Origin of the sequence: Serratia sp. YC16 (assembly GCF_009707615.1) — a bacterium.
GTDB lineage: Bacteria > Pseudomonadota > Gammaproteobacteria > Enterobacterales > Enterobacteriaceae > Serratia > Serratia surfactantfaciens.
In genome coordinates this window covers 134,126-150,461 of record NZ_WLYN01000004.1, presented here as the reverse complement: position 1 = coordinate 150,461, position 16,336 = coordinate 134,126, and the positions used below count along the sequence as shown (strand labels likewise).

The window sequence follows — 16,336 nt, the reverse complement described above, 5'->3', positions numbered from 1 at the left end:
ACTCACTCCACACGAATGAAGTTTTTGTAATGGTCGCGCGTGACGAAGATCAGACCGTCGCTCGAATACAGCAGGCGATCGGCGCCGCGCCGGCCACACTGGTAATTGATGTCCGCTTCGCGCCAAACCCGGCCGCCGGCGGTCGGCAACTGCCCCTCACGGTTAGAGAATCGATCGCCGCCAATCGCCTTGCCCGGCAATACCGAACAGAGGTTGCCTGAACGCGGATCCCAACCCTGCTCGCGCGCCTGCTTCTTGGTGACGTAATAGTCCGGCAGGCGCTGATGCTGCTGCAGGTAACTCACCACCGTTTGCTGCTGCGTGAGTCGATCGATGCTCTGCGGCTGCCCCGCCGATGCCGGTGCCTGCGTTACCGCCGGGTTGCCGCCGATCGCTCGGTGCTCGTTGCCGCGCAAGGCGCTGAAAACGGCGATAACGACGGCGATGACGATCGCCAACAGAATCCGCTTGTTCATGACATTCCCTGAAATTATGCCGCGGGAGGCGCCGCAGCTCCCCCAGGCTAGTTAGGTATATAGCCGTTCTGGATGAAACTAAGATGACCGCCGCGTAACGTTTTCGCGGCGGCGAAGGTTTCATCCATTCATGGCAATGATGCCACTTTCCAGCCGTTCTGGCACTCGGAGTCTCTCTGAAAACGGGCCGTCTCACATGAGACGACCCGCCGTGCCAGGCATTGCTTTCAGTATAGTCAGGGAAGGCGCCGCATCGCGCGGCGCAACAGGTGGGAACGCATCAATCGATCAATGCGTGACGATAGCGATGCAGCATGTCGGCCAGGCGTTTCACCGGCCCGGTGACGCTGAGCGGTGCCTGATTGTCTACCAGCTTTTGCTGGTACTCGTTCATTTCACCCAGCAAGCGATCGTAGTAATAAGCGCGCTTGACGTCGTTCTTGGCGGAGACCACCCGATCGGCGGTGCTGCGGATCTGGCGGTGGAAGGCCGACAGCTCTTCGCTGATCGGGATTTCCGCCCGCTGCATGCGCTGATGGGCGATGATCAGGTTCAGCGCCAGACGATACTTGGCGATATCGTTCGGGAACATCATCAGCAGCTGGTTAAGCTGCTGATACAGCGCCGGCAGGTGGTTCTGCCGGCGGCGCGCCGCCTTGGTGGTCAGCGCCGACACCGCGCTGCTGACGAATTGGTTGAGCAACGTGCGGCCGGTGCGTTCGCGCGAATTGTCGCGGATCAGCAGCAGCACCATCAGCCCGACGCAGCTGCCGAGGAACTGGCCTAGCGCCCCGTCGAGAAACTGGGTCACGTTAAACTCCATCGGGTTGCTCAGCACCAGAATGTTGATGGTCCCCGCTAACAGCCCCAGCGAACCGAGCCGCCGCTTTTGCACCTCGATACCGATGAAAAACGCCAGCAGACCGAGGCTGAGACACAACAGCAGAATGCTCTGCTGCGTCGCCGGCAGGATCACCATGAAGAACAGGGAACCGACCGGGATCGCCGCCAGCATCCCCAGCACGAAATCCATCGCCACCATGCGTGGCGCCGGGGTACGCATCGCCAGCGAAGTGATCACCGCGATGATCACCATAAAACCGCTGCCGGATGTCCAACCGGTCCACAGCCACAGCAGGCTGCCGAAGGCCGTCGCCACGAAGGTGCGCAGGCCGTTGATCATCGCGTGGTGCCCTTCCGCCGAGGTCGGTTTGACCACGGTTTCTTTGCTCAACACGTCCTCTTCCACCGCGCTGATGCTGCCGTTGGTATGCACGCCCTTCGACAGCAGCAGGTAGCGCGTCGCCGCGCCGACCCAGCCGGTGATGGTCGGCAGCGTTTCATCGGAGCGATGGGTGGTCAGCACCTGGCGTAGCAGCTTCATGCGTTTGTGGATCTCCGGCGGGTTTTCCGCCGGCACCATCAGCTGCTCCCGCAGGCTCGCTTGCAACGAGTCCGGGTGATTCAGCAGGATCAGATAGGTTTCGCAGGCCTGAGTGATCAGCGTCAGCGACAGGGTATGCAACGCTTTTACCCGGCGATTGACCTTCTGCCAGCGCGAGGACTCCATCATCAGGTTGTTGCGCATGCCGTCCAGCGCCGTGGTGCTCTTCACCAGGTTGCTCCAGGCGCGGTCGATGTCCTCTTTATCGGCGTTGCTGATGCACATCTGCAGCAGGCGGTATTGATCCACCAGCAGTTGATCGACCGCCCGATCGATGTCCTGCTTGATCGAGCGCGGCGAAAACAGCAGATCCGCCAGCACGGCGCTGACGATCCCCAGCACGATCTCGCTGCAACGCTCAATAGCGAACTGCGGCGCTTCCAACAGATGGGCTTCGCTGGTGGCGACGGTGACGATGATGATCAGCGCGGTATAACCGGCCAACCCCCAGGCGTAAGAGTTTTCCACCTTGATCAGCGAAGAAATCCAGGTGCAGAACCCGGCCCAGATGCAGCACAGCAGCAGCATTACCACCGGCGCGCGGGCGGTGGTGATGATAATGATCAGGCCGACGAAGCAGCCGATAAAGGTGCCGATGATGCGCAGCCAACCGCGATGACGGATGGCGCCGGAGAAGGGTTCACCGCCGGCGGCAAAGGCCGGGCCGGCGGCGACGATGGCGGCGGTCATCGCCGACCACCGCGGGGTTTCCAGATTGAGGTGGAAGCCGACGAACAGCGCAAACACAATCGCGAAGCTGAGTTTGAAGGCAAATCTCAGCCGGATGAAGGTTGGGCTGTTCATCAGCCGAACTCACGCAGCCGGTGCATCAGGCGCACAAAAGGCGAGCCGCTGTCGGCATTGCGGTCGTTCTTGCCGACGATCACCACGGTCGCGGTAGTGCCGGCCGGGTACGGATGTTGCTGATCCTTGGCGTCCAGCAGGATCTTCACCGGCACGCGCTGCGCCAGGCGCACCCACTCCAGGTTGCTGTCGATCGACGCCAACCCTTTGCTGTTGACCGTGCTGCTGCTGTTGTTCACCGCCGCCGCCACGCTGTCGACGGTGCCATGCATGATGCGGTTGCTGCCCAGCGGGGTGATCTCCGCGCGGTCGCCCTTATTCAGGCCGCTCAGCTTGGTTTCCTCCAGGTAAGCCAGGATGTAGAAGGAGTCTTTCTTCACTAACGCCACCGCCACCGAGCCGCGAGTGATGTATTCGCCGGCGTGTACGTTGAGGTTGGTGATCCAGCCATCGGCCGGGGCGCGCACCGTGGTGCGTTCCAGATCCAGCTGCGCCAGCTCGCGCGCCGCTACGGCCTTCGCCAGCTGGTGCTGCACGGTCTGCAGCGAGTTGTTCGACTGGTCGATCTCTTCCTGCGACATCGCCTGCACGCCCAGCTTCACGCGGCGGCCGGCCTCACGCCGTTTTTCCGCCGCCAGCGTCTGGTAGTAGGCGACGTCGGCGCCGGCTTCCGCCAGGGCCTGCTCATAGCGCGGCCGATCGACCACGAACAGCACCTGCCCTTTTTTCACCAGCTGGTTGTCCACCACCGGCACGTCGGTCAGCAGGCCACTGACGTCCGGGGCGATCGCCACCACGTCGGCGGTGAACTTGGCGTCGCGCGTCCACGGCGACTCGGTGTAAAACACCCAGGCCTTGAACACCGCCACGATCCCCAGCAGCACAAGAATCAAAGTGATCGCGATCCGGGTTATTTTTATCGAAAAATTTTTCACAGCGACCTCAAACAAAAAGACATGAAATCAAATAAAACAGGCAGCAATACAGCGCGGTGTTAAACAGCGCCGGATGCCAGACAAAATCGTAAATCCCCGTCGGCTGCAGCAGGCGGCGCAGGAGAAAAAACAGCGCCAGCGACACCAACAGCTCGAAAAACACCGGCGGAAACGACAGTCCGAAGATGACCATAACCGGAAGCAAACTCATCACTTTTTCCTTATTGTTCACTGCGCCGGGGGACGACGGGCCTTGCCATTCACATTCTCTTTACATTTTAGCGTGCGCGCGCCACAAATCTTGACCGGACAGCTTGTCCAGGTCACGAACCCGAAAAAAGGTTAAACTTTGGGGCAGACATCCACGACAGGGATTGCGAGGGTGCCGGAGGAGCGGCAGGATTGCAGGGCCGCTCGCTCTCGCACGTTGGTAAGGTCTATTCACCCGACCACGTTATATTAGCCTGCTTACTATCAAGGCATCAACAATCTGTGATCTAAATCACTTTTAAGCCAGAGTGAATAATGGAAAGATTAAAACGGATGTCGGTATTCGCCAAAGTGGTTGAGTTCGGGTCGTTTACCGCGGCCGCGCGCCAACTCGACATGAGCGTTTCATCGATCAGCCAAACCGTCTCGAAACTGGAAAATGAGCTGCAGGTCAAGCTGCTGAACCGCAGCACGCGCAGCATCGGCCTGACCGAAGCCGGCAAAATCTACTATCAGGGCTGCCGGCGCATGCTGCAGGAAGTCAGTGAAGTGCATGAGCAGCTGTATGCGTTTAACAATACGCCCGCCGGCACGCTGCGCATCGGCAGCTCCTCCACCATGGCGCAAAACGTGCTGGCGAACATGACCGCCGAAATGATGAAAGAGTACCCGGGCCTGACGGTCAACCTGGTGACCGGCATACCGGCGCCGGATCTGATCGCCGACGGGCTGGATCTGGTGATCCGCACCGGGGCGCTGCAGGATTCCAGCCTATTCTCTCGCCGCCTGGGGCAGATGCCGATGGTGGTGTGCGCCGCCAAAAGCTACCTGAGCCAGCACGGCACGCCGCAGAAGCCGAGCGACATGGTTAACTTCTCTTGGCTGGAATACAGCGTGCGGCCCGACAGCGAATTTGAACTGATGTCGCCGGAAGGCATCACCACGCGCATTTCGCCGCAGGGGCGTTTCGTGACCAACGACTCCTCCACCATGATTCGCTGGTTGAAAAACGGCGCCGGCATCGCCTACGCCCCGCTGATGTGGGTGATCGAAGAGATCAAACGCGGCGAGATCGAGATCCTGTTCAAAAGCTACCATTCGGATCCGCGGCCGATCTACGCGCTCTATACCGAAAAGGACAAACTGCCGCTGAAGGTGCAGGTGTGCATCAACTATTTAACCGACTATTTCGAGCGCGTAGCGGCGGTCTATCAGGGCTATCGCTGAGCGGCGCTCAAATAGCGGCGCGCCAGCGCGCCCAGCAGCATCAGCGCCAACATGCCGAGGCCCCACAGCAGCCAAACGGCGTAACCCGCCCAGGTCAGCAACAGAGGAAAATAGCTCGCCAGCCCGCTGCCCAGCTGTTTCAGCCACGGCAGCCAGGCGTCCAGCATCGTCTGCGGCACCAGGCTCAGCGCGCCGTTTACCGGCAGGGATGCGTCGCCGGCCGCCTCCGCCAACGCCGGGAGCCAGGCCAGCATACCGGCAACGCCCCAGGCCAGCAGCGTCCACAGCACCATCGCGCCGAGCAACAGCGCGAGCGTCCAGCCGCCCCGGTTCACGGTACGCCGCCGCCGCACTGCGGGCAAAAGCGGCTGCCCGGCGGCAGCGGCGCGGCGCACTGCCCGCAGGTGGCGCTCACCGCGGCAAACGGCTGGCCGCAACGGTGACAGTAACGCGCGCCCGATTTATTCACCGCCTGGCATTCCGGACACTGCGGCCCCTGATCGCCATGCTGGCTATAGCGGTTGCCATGATGCCCGCCGCGGTGACCCGCGCGCTGATGACCGCCGTTAACACCACCTTGCCCCAACAACCTTTTCAGTAAGCTCATCACGCCTCTCCTCTGTGCATTAACGCTGAACCTCACTGTAAACCCTGGAGTAAACTCCAGGGTAAAGCCCGGCGAGCAGGATTTACGTTTCATTACATCGAATGATCGGCAAGGCTTTGATGTAGTTAACAAAATTCGCATCGGCATTCCCCCACCTCGCCGCACTGCGTTATGCTGCGGGAACCTCTCCCTGCATCAGGAATAACCATGAAAAAAATCATACTGGACTGTGACCCGGGGCATGACGACGCTATCGCCCTGCTGCTGGCCTGGGGCAATCCGCAGATCGACCTGCTGGCGGTCACCACCGTGGTGGGCAACCAAACGCTGGACAAAGTGACGCGCAACGCCCTGGCGGTGGCGCGCATCGCCAATATCACCGGCGTGCCTTTCGCCGCCGGCTGCCCGCGCCCGCTGGTGCGCAATATCGAAGTGGCGCCTGACATTCACGGCGATTCCGGCCTCGATGGCCCGGTATTGCCGGAGCCCCACCTGCAGTTGGATACGCGCCATGCGGTAGATCTGATCATCGATACGGTGATGGCTCATCCGCCCGGCAGCGTGACGCTGGTGCCGACCGGCGGCCTGACCAATATCGCCATGGCGGTGCGCAAAGAGCCGCGCATCGCCGAACGGGTCAAGGAAGTGGTGTTGATGGGCGGCGGCTATCATGTGGGCAACTGGAGCGCGGTGGCGGAATTCAATATCAAAATCGACCCCGAAGCGGCGCACATCGTGTTTAACGAAAAATGGCCGCTGACCATGGTCGGGCTGGATCTCACCCACCAGGCGCTGGCCACGCCAGCAATCTGCGAACGCATCGCCGCCCTCGGCACCCGGCCGGCCACGTTCGTCGGCGAACTGCTGGCATTCTTTGGCCGTATGTACCAACAGGCGCAGGGCTTTAGCGCCCCGCCGGTACACGACCCCTGCGCAGTCGCCTACGTGATCGATCCCAGCGTGATGACGGTGCGCAAGGCACCGGTGGATATCGAACTGACCGGCACCCTGACGCTAGGCATGACGGTGGCGGACTTCCGCGCGCCGCCGCCGCCGGATTGCCACACCCAGGTGGCGGTCAAACTGGATCAGGATAAATTCTGGGATCTGGTGGTGGATGCGCTGGAGCGGATCGGTGAGGTGGAGTAAGCGAATGAGAGACGAGATTAACGCGCTTTTACGGGCGCGTTAGTCTGCACCATATCGCGTCAAGCGTGAGGCTCAGGCCATGGCCTCTTTTATTTTCAAGACAGCAGAATATTCCTAACAATAGAGCATTAAATAAAAACCATGAAAAACACTCAAAGACGAGAAAAATCTTAATAAAAATAAAATCACAGCACTCAAATCAAATATGAAAAAAAGCGACAGATGAAGATAAAATAAATTGCGGTCGCTACACCGGTATTGGCAACATAAACTTAACAGAGGATTGACGCCTTTATTCTCCGTCTTGCCTGTCGATGCAACCCATCATCGTACTCACCCACTGCGCCAGCCCACACCAAAGATGAGTTCAATTGATTGATTTTAATTGAAAATTTAAATTACTTAATGAAGAATTGACTGAATCGCAATAGATTTGAGAAAATGACACCTCTATTTTTTACACACCGAAAATGCCTTTTACAGGTGAACCAATGCGGCTTAACCTTTCTTTATGCAAGCAGCACCCCGCATTCTCAGCGTGAAAATAAATTATCATTTAGACATGAATGATTTTAAATTTTCATAATATTTTTAGGAATTGAAGCATCAGCGAATTTAAACACCGTAATAAAAGACAGGGAATAATAAAAACATGCATTCAATAGACGATATCGAGACATGGCGGGTTTACCATGACCGATAAATCCCCCGTTAACATACCGACTGCCGCCGTGCTGCCCCTGCTGCTGATCTGGATGGCGGTGATTTTGCCGGTTTATCACCCCAACATGGGCGGCGGTGGCCTGGCGCTGCCGCAAAATATTCTGGCCTGGAGCGCCATGGCGCTCACTACGCTGATAGTGGCCTTCACCGTTTGCCTTGGCCGTACCCGTCTTTCGCTTACCCCTACCGCCCGGCTGTTGCTGCTCGGCATCGCCGTGCTGGCGCTGCCGCTGCTGTATACCCGCCCCGAGTGGCGCGAAGATGCCCTGTGGCGCTGCGCCGGTTTGCTCGGCGGTTGGCTGTTCTATGTCGCCTGCCTGCAGCTGCGCCCAACTCCCCGGCAGCGCAGCCTGCTGCTGTACGGCCTGCTGTTCGCCGTCGGCGTTCAGGCATTGCTGGCGGCTCTGCAGCTGTTCGCCCCTGCGCTGGCCTGGGTATCCCCTAACGGCAACCGGGTCTACGGCGTCTTTCAGCAGCCGAACGTGCTGGGCAGCTTTATCGCCACCGGGCTGGCTTTGGCACTCTGGCTGCTACTTGCCCCTCTCTCTGCGCCGGCACGGCGGCGACAACTTCCGCTGCTCGCGCTGCTGATCGTTTTCTCCGCCCTGCTGGTGCTGATTCAATCGCGCGCCGCCTGGCTGGGCGGGGCATTGGCGGCTGCGTTGCTGCTGTGGCGTTTTGCCCACCAGCATCCGGCCACAAGCCGCTGGGCCGGCGGCGCGCTGCTGTTGGGCATCGCGCTTGGCCTGATGTTTCTGTTCACCGGTCTTGGTCTTGATGGCCGCTCAAGTCTTATCGCACGCGAAGGCTCGAATTATTCACGTCTGACGATGCTGCTGGATACCCTAAGCATGATCCTGGCCAAACCATTGCTGGGCTGGGGCTACGGCGGCTTTGAATACAGCTTCGCGCATTTCCGTCTGCAGGAAATGCCCTGGCGAGAAGTGTTGGAAGTCGCCGGGCATCCACACAATGAAATCCTGCTGTGGTGGGTTGAGGGCGGCCTGCCGGCGCTGGCGGGTATCGTTATCCTCCTCGCCGCCGGCGCGCTGCTGCTGAAACGCGCCTGGCAACGGGATCGCGAGCAGCCGGCCGGCGCGCGCGTCGGGCTGTTTCTGGTGCTGCTGCCAATGCTGGTGCACACTCAGCTGGAATACCCTTTCTATCTGTCTGCGCCGCACTGGCTGGCGTTTCTATTGCTGCTGGCGTTGCTGGACGGCCAAACCGGCGAACCCCGCCCGCTGCCGTTCGCCAAAGCCCTGAGCCTGCCGGTGGCGATGGCGGCGATCGGCGTGCTGGTGATGGCGGTCTTCGCCTGGCAAGGGCGCATGGCGCTCACCCAGTCGGAACGCACCATGCTGACCACCATCGACAGCATCGAGCAGATGCCGCCGCCGGCCGCCTGGATCTACCGGGAGCGCAAAACCTTCGACGAGCAATCTCATTCGCTGCTGGTCTATAACCAGACGCGTGATGACGCCCTGTTGACCGGCTATCGACAGTGGGCCAATGCCTATCTGCTGCGCCGTATCGACGCCAACGTCTACGCCACGCTGATCATGATCTTGCGTTACCAGGGCGCTCAGGCGGAAGCCGATGCTCGCCAGCGGGAAGCCGCCTTCCTGTTTTCGCGGGATGCGCGGTTCAGATAGGGAAGAACGCCGCGATCAACGTGGCAAAATCGCGCACTCTTTATCCAGCAACGATTCTACCGACGCGCGATTGCCAACGTCCCAGCCACGTTTCGAGGCCAGCAAGATAAACCCTTGCCGGCCGGCAAATGTGGTCGGGACGACGGCCACGCCATATTCCGCCAGCTGCGACGGCGACAAATGGAAATATTGCGCGACGTCCTTAATCGGGTAAATGCCCATCGCGGTCGGCTGCATCACGCGGCGGGCATAGTAGGTGTGGCGCAACAGCTTATCCGGCAAAGGCCGCCATTGTTCCTGTATGTAGGGGCGCTCCGCCTGCAATTGACGCCGCACATCTTCGCGCAGGCAGGTCAGGTGAATATGCAATTGGTTCTGACTGCGGCCGTATGCGGAGTTGATCGCCATGCCCAACATATCATCCGGCACCGGCCCGCCATACTCGGCGGCCAACCGGTAACGCATCAGCCACGCATAGCCAAAATAATCCGTCCGTTCCCCAGCCAGCAGCTGCGGGCTTTCAATGCCGGAGAGCGGCGCCGTCGGCACCAGGATAAAGTGATAAGGGTAACGCGGGTTTTGCAGCACGCTAAAGCCCTGAGCTTTACCCTGCGGCATATAAATCTGCTCGCACGGGGCCGGATTGCGTTTTTGCTGATAGTTGGCCATGCAGAGCTTATCGACCACGCCCCACAGCGCATCTGAACGGGCGCAGCCCGTCAGGGACAGAACGCCCAGCACCAGCAGCCAACGCCGGGCGGATAATGCCAAACGCCTCATCCTCGAAGTGTTCTGTTTTTTCGCCACGTCAATTTCATTCCATCAATGGGCGCAGGCACGCCTGCCGGGATGCGACGTCCTGCCGCGCTTAACGTTATGAATGCGAGCAAGCCGCAACAGGGGGAATGATTAAGGGGCCACTGCATGGCCCCTTGAGGAAAGATTACGCCGTGCCGCCGACGGTGAGCGTATCCAGTTTCAGCGTCGGCTGGCCGACGCCCACCGGCACGCTCTGGCCTTCCTTGCCGCACACGCCCACGCCTTTATCGAGCGCCAGATCGTTGCCGACCATCGAGATCTGCTGCATCGCCTCAATGCCGGAGCCGATCAGCGTCGCCCCCTTCACCGGCTTAGTGATGCGGCCTTTCTCGATCAGATAGGCTTCGGTGGTGGAAAACACGAACTTGCCGGAGGTGATATCCACCTGGCCACCACCGAAGTTCGGCGCGTACAGACCGTATTCGACGCTGGCGATGATCTCTTCCGGCGTCGATTTACCCGCCAGCATGTAGGTGTTGGTCATGCGCGGCATCGGCAGATGCGCGTAGGACTCGCGGCGGCCGTTGCCGGTTGGGGCGACGCCCATCAGCCGCGCGTTGAGCTTGTCCTGCATGTAGCCTTTCAGCACGCCGTTTTCGATCAGCACGTTGTATTGGCCCGGCACGCCTTCGTCGTCGATCGCCAGCGAACCGCGGCGCCCTTGCAGGGTGCCGTCATCCACCACGGTGCACAGTTCGGAAGCCACCAGCTCGCCCATATGGCCGCTGAACACCGAAGTACCGCGCCGGTTGAAGTCGCCTTCCAGGCCGTGGCCTACCGCCTCGTGCAGCAGCACGCCCGGCCAGCCGGCCCCCAACACCACCGGCATATTGCCGGCCGGTGCCGCTACCGCGCCGAGATTGACCAACGCCATGCGCACCGCTTCTTTGGCATAGGCATCGGCGCGCACGTCGCCGTCGGCGATTTCCAGGAAGTAGTCGTAACCGAAACGGCCGCCGCCGCCGCTGGAGCCGCGCTCACGCTTGCCGTCCTGCTCCACCAGCACGCTGACGGAGAGACGCACCAGCGGGCGAACGTCCGCCGCCAGCGTGCCGTCAGTGGCGGCCACCAACACCTGCTCATAAACGCCGGTAATGCTGGCGTTCACTTCCTGCACCCGCGCATCGGCGGCGCGCGCCACTTTGTCGACACGGTGCAGCAGGGCGATTTTCTCTTCACGCGGCAGGCTTTGCAGCGGATCGAGCAGCGGATACAGCGCCCGATAGCCGATCTCGCCCAGGGTATGCGCCCGCCCGTCGCCCTGCTCGCGCACGATGCTGCGCGCCGCCTGGGCGCTCTGCTGCAGCGCATGCAGGGTGATCTGATCGGCATAAGCGAAGCCGGTCTTCTCGCCGCTGACGGCGCGCACGCCGACGCCCTGGTCGATGTTGTAAGAGCCATCCTTGATGATGCCGTCCTCAATCACCCAGGCTTCGTGATAGCTGGACTGGAAATAGAGATCGGCGTAGTCGATACGGCGTTCTGCCAGTTGACCCAGTACCTTGTACAGGTCTTGATGACTCAGCTTATTGGTAGCGAGTAACTGCTCACTGACAAACGTCAGGCTCATAATGGTTTCACTCTTGATTGGAGGATAGCTTGTCAGACGGCGCCGTCAGCGACGTCTGGAATCGATTATGCTGCAATACCGGCATCTGTTGCCGCAGCGTTTGCAGGCTTGCGGTGTCCACGCGCACCTTCAGCGCCGCCACGGCGTCCGCGTTCTCGGCCAGCACCTTACCCCAGCCGTCGACAGCCAGCGAGTGGCCCCAGGTGCGGCGGGTCGGCCCATGGCGCCCCACCTGCGCCGGCGCCAGGATCATGCACTGGTTCTCGATTGCCCGGGCGCGCAGCAGGATCTCCCAATGCGCCTCGCCGGTCACCCGGGTAAAGGCCGCCGGCACCGATATCAGTTCGGCGCCCTGCGCCCGCAGCGCCTGGAACAGCGCGGGGAAACGCAGATCGTAGCATATGGTCATGCCCAAACGCCCGACCGGCGTATCCACCACCGTCAGATGCTGCCCGTGCTGGTAGGTATCCGACTCGCGGTAGTGGCCGTGCGCATCGTTGATATCCACATCGAACATGTGCAGCTTGTCGTAGCGGGCGCGGATCTCGCCCTGATCGTCGAACAACAGGCTGCTGGTAGTGATAAGCTGCGGATCCTCCCGGCTGATCAAGGGCATCGAGCCTACCAATAACCATACGCCATAGCGGCGCGCCAGTTCGCGCACCGCGTTCTGCAGCGGTCCGTCGCCCTGTTTTTCCGCCTGTTGGCGATAGGCCGCGGAGTTGGCGAACAGCAGCGCGTTCTCCGGCGTCATGACCAGTTTTACCCCGGTATTGAGCTGCTTGATCTGCTGTTCAATCTGGGCCAGGTTATCGCGCACCTGATCGCCACTGCACAACTGCAACAACGCAACGTTAGCATTCCTCATGACGCCTTATCCTCCTTTGCCTTACGAAGTACCTCATTGATCTTCGGCTGGTCGAGATCGCCGCCGATATGGTAGCGAATCAGCGAAATCTTGCTCCACAGCGGCCCCAACACCTGCGAGGCGGCAAATACCGCCGCGCCGACGATCGGGTTGACGACAAACGCGGTCGCCACGCCGACGGTCGCCGAAATCGCCGGTGCCACCACCGCCTCCATATCGATGCGGCGGCGCGCCAGATCGATCTGACCGCTCATGGCGATATCCGCCGCCAGGCCGTCGATCAATAGATTATCCGTATGCATTATGCCATCTTTCAGCCAGGCGGTGCTGCGGATGGAATCAAAGTAGAAGCCTTTGCCAAAGGTATCGCTGAAATCGAACTGCAGCTTGCGCAGCAGGGCGTCAAAGCTGACCAATCGCAACAGCTGACCGGCGCGGCCGCCGCCCATGCTGTCGATCTCGCCCTTGCCCATCTTGACCTGCAGCGCGCCGCTCAGCGTATCGACCCGTGGCTGCCACGGCGTGCCATGCCAGTACAGATCGAAATCCACGTCGTAAGGCGCCCCCTCGAGCGGAATGGTGATGCCGAAGAAGGCGGCGGTTTCGTCGATCTTGCCGCCGAGCAGCTTGCCTTTCAGCGAGCTGCGCTCTTCCTGCGCATTTTGTTTCCACAGGCCGGTGGCGGTCATGCGCCCTTTGCCGGTATCGACCAGGCCGTGATCCAGCGTCAGGGTATCGCCCCGATTGGTCAGATCCGCCTCGACCCTGCCGAGGTTCTGTCCCAGCACCCAGCACGACTTGCAGCGCAGCATCAGCGAAGGCCAATCGCGGAAGGAAACTTTCTCGGTCGACGGCGGCGGCGTGCCCGCCGCGTTTTTCGTTTCGGCGAACTGCGGGTTGTAATACAGGTAATTGATATCGGCGCGCCACGGCCCGCGATCGGCCACCCGCAGGCTACCGTCCACTTCGTCGCTCTTGGCGCTCACGAGGGTAGCGCCAAGCTGTTTCTCGGCCGACAGCGTCAGCTTATGCCAGGCCTGGCCCCCCAACAGCAGCTGCGGCGTGGTCAGCGCTACGGTGGTGGGGAAACTGAAACCGCCTACCTGACCGCTGCCGCCACCCTGTTTCAGCGCCGGTGCCAGCAGCGCCAGCCACTGCTCGCCGTCCAACGCCGGCAGGTTCAGCGTCATCGATTTACCGGCCGGCAGCGGCGGCGTGCCGCCACCGTTGGTTTGCCAGGCGGCGCGCGCCAGATTCACCTGTTTCTTGTCGAAGCTCCATTCGCTGTTGAAGCGGTTCTGTTTGCCTGCGCTGCCCGTCAGCATGAAGCCGTTCAGACCGCCTTTAACCTTGACGTTCACCGGCAGCGCCTCACCCGGCGCCTTGTCCAGCGGCGAAGGTAAGTGACTGCTCACTTTCTTCAAATCCGCGTCAATGCCGATATCATAGCTGGCCGAGCCCTGATGCGGCAGCGTGATGGCCACCTGGCTCTGCCAGGACGCGCTGCCGCTGAGCGCATCAGCGGCATCTTTTGGCAGGCCGGGGAACTTGCCCGGCTGCCAGTCGCCCTTCAGGCCGACGTTGACCTTGTAGTCGCGATCGCCTTCCTGCGTGGTGAAGTTCACCGCCACCGGCTGCCCGAACCAGTTGGCCGACAGGGTGTCGCTCTCCAGATTGCCGTTATCGAAGCGGAATTTGCCGCTAAGCTTCTGCAGCTCGCTTTCCAGCGGCTTGATCAGCAACGAATTGTTGTTCAACGCCACTTCGCCGGTGGCTTTGACCTGCTCGCCGTCCAAGGGGATATCGAGATGTAAGCGCCCACTGACATCACCGCCGATCTGCAGCTGATCCAGCGCCGCCCCCAGCGAATCGTGCAACGGCGTCTGCATGAAGTAGTCATGCACATCGCTGCCCGCCCCCGCCACTTCGGCGTCGATCAGCAGCCGCTCTTTCAGATAATCCGGGATCACCGCGCTGATATTTTTGCCCGCCACCTTACCCAGCCGGGTTTGCGGCGCATGCATCCACAACCCCTCGTTGGCAAAATCGAGATCGATCGCCAAATCGGTCAGCGCCGGCCAGCCCGGTTGGAACTGGAAGGTGGCGTGGCGCAGAGGCACGAAGACCTCGAATTGCCCTTCGTTTTTACGGTACGGGAAGTGCTGCGGATCGCCGGAATAAATCAGCGTGGCGTTATCCACCTGGCCCCCCTGAATGGCGCCGCTCAGGTAATCCACCAGATGCTTGCCCATCAGCGGTTCCGGGAAATAGCGCCAGGCGTCGGCGCCGTCATACAGGCGGATACCCGCCAGGATGTTCAGCCACGGATCGCCCTTGGCCGGCTGCTGGTAGCGAAAATCGCCGTTGACCCACAGCGACTTCGCCTTGACGTCCAGCCCCTGGCTCGCCAGCTCCCAACCCTGCTGGTTATAGCGCCAGGTCAGCGCGCCGCGGGCGCTGCTGACTTCAAGCGGCGCACGGAACATATCGCCGTAAGGCAGGGTGCTGTCGGTAAGCCCCAGCGTCAGACGGCCGTTCTCCACCCCGCCGCTCAACGCGCCGGAGAAGTGGTTGACGCCCGGCAGCAGCTCCCAACGTTGCCAGCTGACATCGCGCCACAGCGCCTGGAACCGGCTCTTTTCCGGCTGCTTGAGCGGGATGTCCAGCGCCAAGGCTTCCAGCTTCCCCTGCGGCTGCAGATCGTTCCAGCGATCGAGCACATCCGGGCTGAGGAACGAGAAGGTCGGCAGCAGCGCCGACAGGCGCTCCAGCTGAATATTGGTCGCGCGCACCCGCAGCTCTTCATTCTGCGCCGGCCCCATGAACTCGGTGTTTTCCGGCAGCCACAGCGCGGAAAGCCTGCCCTGCGGCCAGGCCTGGCCGTCGGTGCTCAAACGCAGCTGCGGCACGTCGAGCTGCCAACCGGTGCCCTGGCGGCGCAGCGACAGCGCCAGATTGTCCACGTCCAGCCGGTGCTGAGCAGCGCCGGTATCCCAGTTGGCCGCCCCCTGCTTGAGCAACGCATGGCCGCCGGCGATCTCGCCGTTCTGCACCTGCAGCCAGGCCGCCAGACTGAAATCGGCGCTTTCCAGCCCGGTGTTGGCACGCAGCCAGCGGGTAAACCAGGGTTTCATGTCGATGTTGTCGGCCTGCAGGTAGACCGTACCGGTATCCAGCAGGCCTTGATTGTCACGCAGGTCCATGCGCAGCTGCACCACGCCATGTTGGCCATTCAACGTCGACAGGCTGATCTGCCCCTCGGCGCGGTGGCGATCGCGGCCGTTGAGCCAGGTCAACTGAGGAATGTCGAATTCGGCGCGCGCGCCGGCGGGCGTCAGGAATGAAATACGGCTGTCGCGCAGATCGAAATGGTCGAGCTGGCGCAGCATCAGATCGCTGATTTTGCCCGGCTCAAGGCCTTCGCCCTGCTGGTCGCCGCCCAGCGTGGCGTTCAGATCGAGCCGGAATTGGTAGAAGGTCAGATCGCGGAACTGCCAACGCCAGTGCAGCAGCGACTGCCACACGTCCAACGCCAGCGTTACGCGTTCGATATGCACATCGCTTTTGGGCAGCGTGGCGCTCAGGTTGCGCATTTCAAGCTGCGGGCCGAAGGTTTCCCAACTGCCCTGCACGAAATCCATTCGTACAGGCACGCCGGACAGCTTCTCCACCTGCGCCAACAGTTGGGGACGATAGTCGTTCAGCTTCGGCAGCATCAGGCGCAGCCCGCTGATCAGCAGCGCCACAATCACAATTAGGGTGGCGCCTGTTGCTAACAGAATCCCAGGCAGTCGCCTCACGCAGTTCTCCTTGCTCCGCTGCCTGGCAACGGGAATATCTATGCACTGACAG

13 protein-coding genes are annotated in these 16,336 nt (G+C 61.1%); 3 read left to right on the top strand and 10 right to left on the bottom strand.

The window, feature by feature from the left end; all coding sequences use genetic code 11:
* Nucleotides 1-2 precede the first annotated feature (2 nt).
* The 4 genes from GKN89_RS14960 to aaeX form a co-directional block, all read right to left on the bottom strand.
* The gene (locus GKN89_RS14960) at nucleotides 3-476 is read right to left on the bottom strand and encodes a ribonuclease (protein ID WP_019453158.1); all 474 of its coding nucleotides are present in this window, start codon (nucleotides 474-476) and stop codon (nucleotides 3-5) included.
* A 280-nt stretch (nucleotides 477-756) separates the two neighbouring features.
* Nucleotides 757-2,724 carry a p-hydroxybenzoic acid efflux pump subunit AaeB gene (aaeB, locus tag GKN89_RS14955; protein ID WP_154747277.1) on the bottom strand — a complete coding sequence of 656 codons (1,968 nt, stop codon included), beginning with the start codon at nucleotides 2,722-2,724 and terminating at the stop codon, nucleotides 757-759.
* Complete coding sequence (aaeA, locus tag GKN89_RS14950) at nucleotides 2,724-3,659, bottom strand: p-hydroxybenzoic acid efflux pump subunit AaeA (protein WP_025160123.1); 936 nt, start codon at nucleotides 3,657-3,659, stop codon at nucleotides 2,724-2,726. Before aaeA ends, aaeB begins: the two co-directional genes overlap by 1 nt.
* 7 nt (nucleotides 3,660-3,666) lie before the next feature.
* A complete protein-coding gene (aaeX, locus tag GKN89_RS14945) occupies nucleotides 3,667-3,870 on the bottom strand; it encodes a p-hydroxybenzoic acid efflux pump operon protein AaeX (protein WP_004936952.1) in 204 nt (67 codons plus the stop codon).
* A 314-nt stretch (nucleotides 3,871-4,184) separates the two neighbouring features.
* Between aaeX and aaeR the strand changes: the two genes are divergently transcribed.
* Nucleotides 4,185-5,096, top strand: coding sequence for an HTH-type transcriptional activator AaeR (aaeR, locus tag GKN89_RS14940; protein ID WP_025160124.1), 912 nt, complete (start codon nucleotides 4,185-4,187; stop codon nucleotides 5,094-5,096).
* Here aaeR and GKN89_RS14935 read toward each other — a convergent pair.
* Both GKN89_RS14935 and GKN89_RS14930 read right to left on the bottom strand, forming a co-directional pair.
* Nucleotides 5,087-5,431 carry a hypothetical protein gene (locus tag GKN89_RS14935; RefSeq protein ID WP_063918689.1) on the bottom strand — a complete coding sequence of 115 codons (345 nt, stop codon included), beginning with the start codon at nucleotides 5,429-5,431 and terminating at the stop codon, nucleotides 5,087-5,089. The genes aaeR and GKN89_RS14935 overlap by 10 nt on opposite strands.
* Nucleotides 5,428-5,703: a zinc ribbon domain-containing protein gene (locus tag GKN89_RS14930; protein ID WP_019453163.1), complete on the bottom strand. Its 276-nt coding sequence runs from the start codon at nucleotides 5,701-5,703 to the stop codon at nucleotides 5,428-5,430. The genes GKN89_RS14935 and GKN89_RS14930 overlap by 4 nt, the downstream gene beginning before the upstream one ends.
* Before the next feature lie 207 nt (nucleotides 5,704-5,910).
* On the opposite strand from GKN89_RS14930, the gene GKN89_RS14925 reads away from it, so the two are divergent.
* Both GKN89_RS14925 and GKN89_RS14920 read left to right on the top strand, forming a co-directional pair.
* On the top strand, nucleotides 5,911-6,852 hold the full coding sequence (locus tag GKN89_RS14925; protein ID WP_019453164.1) for a nucleoside hydrolase: 942 nt from the start codon (nucleotides 5,911-5,913) through the stop codon (nucleotides 6,850-6,852).
* Between the two features lie 692 nt (nucleotides 6,853-7,544).
* A complete protein-coding gene (locus GKN89_RS14920; RefSeq protein ID WP_154747275.1) occupies nucleotides 7,545-9,227 on the top strand; it encodes a PglL family O-oligosaccharyltransferase in 1,683 nt (560 codons plus the stop codon).
* 15 nt (nucleotides 9,228-9,242) lie between these two features.
* On the opposite strand, the gene GKN89_RS14915 is transcribed toward GKN89_RS14920, so the two are convergent.
* The 4 genes from GKN89_RS14915 to yhdP all read right to left on the bottom strand — a co-directional run bounded on the left by GKN89_RS14915 (nucleotide 9,243) and on the right by yhdP (nucleotide 16,284).
* Nucleotides 9,243-10,007, bottom strand: a complete 765-nt coding sequence (locus tag GKN89_RS14915; protein ID WP_025160125.1) for a CDP-diacylglycerol diphosphatase — start codon at nucleotides 10,005-10,007, stop codon at nucleotides 9,243-9,245.
* A gap of 163 nt (nucleotides 10,008-10,170) precedes the next feature.
* The gene (gene tldD, locus GKN89_RS14910; RefSeq protein ID WP_154747274.1) at nucleotides 10,171-11,616 is read right to left on the bottom strand and encodes a metalloprotease TldD; all 1,446 of its coding nucleotides are present in this window, start codon (nucleotides 11,614-11,616) and stop codon (nucleotides 10,171-10,173) included.
* 7 nt (nucleotides 11,617-11,623) lie between these two features.
* Complete coding sequence (gene nit1 / locus GKN89_RS14905) at nucleotides 11,624-12,484, bottom strand: deaminated glutathione amidase (protein WP_025160126.1); 861 nt, start codon at nucleotides 12,482-12,484, stop codon at nucleotides 11,624-11,626.
* On the bottom strand, nucleotides 12,481-16,284 hold the full coding sequence (gene yhdP, locus GKN89_RS14900; RefSeq protein WP_370520210.1) for an AsmA2 domain-containing protein YhdP: 3,804 nt from the start codon (nucleotides 16,282-16,284) through the stop codon (nucleotides 12,481-12,483). Before yhdP ends, nit1 begins: the two co-directional genes overlap by 4 nt.
* Nucleotides 16,285-16,336: the final 52 nt, after the last annotated feature.

What these genes read in the sequence shown, in the direction of transcription:
- GKN89_RS14960 (WP_019453158.1), bottom strand. Translation starts at nt 476, where the DNA reads ATGAACAAGCGGATTCTGTTGGCGATCGTCATCGCCGTCGTTATCGCC.
- aaeB (WP_154747277.1), bottom strand. Translation starts at nt 2,724, where the DNA reads ATGAACAGCCCAACCTTCATCCGGCTGAGATTTGCCTTCAAACTCAGC.
- aaeX (WP_004936952.1), bottom strand. Translation starts at nt 3,870, where the DNA reads ATGAGTTTGCTTCCGGTTATGGTCATCTTCGGACTGTCGTTTCCGCCG.
- aaeR (WP_025160124.1), top strand. Translation starts at nt 4,185, where the DNA reads ATGGAAAGATTAAAACGGATGTCGGTATTCGCCAAAGTGGTTGAGTTC.
- GKN89_RS14930 (WP_019453163.1), bottom strand. Translation starts at nt 5,703, where the DNA reads ATGAGCTTACTGAAAAGGTTGTTGGGGCAAGGTGGTGTTAACGGCGGT.
- GKN89_RS14925 (WP_019453164.1), top strand. Translation starts at nt 5,911, where the DNA reads ATGAAAAAAATCATACTGGACTGTGACCCGGGGCATGACGACGCTATC.
- GKN89_RS14920 (WP_154747275.1), top strand. Translation starts at nt 7,545, where the DNA reads ATGACCGATAAATCCCCCGTTAACATACCGACTGCCGCCGTGCTGCCC.
- GKN89_RS14915 (WP_025160125.1), bottom strand. Translation starts at nt 10,007, where the DNA reads ATGAGGCGTTTGGCATTATCCGCCCGGCGTTGGCTGCTGGTGCTGGGC.
- tldD (WP_154747274.1), bottom strand. Translation starts at nt 11,616, where the DNA reads ATGAGCCTGACGTTTGTCAGTGAGCAGTTACTCGCTACCAATAAGCTG.
- nit1 (WP_025160126.1), bottom strand. Translation starts at nt 12,484, where the DNA reads ATGAGGAATGCTAACGTTGCGTTGTTGCAGTTGTGCAGTGGCGATCAG.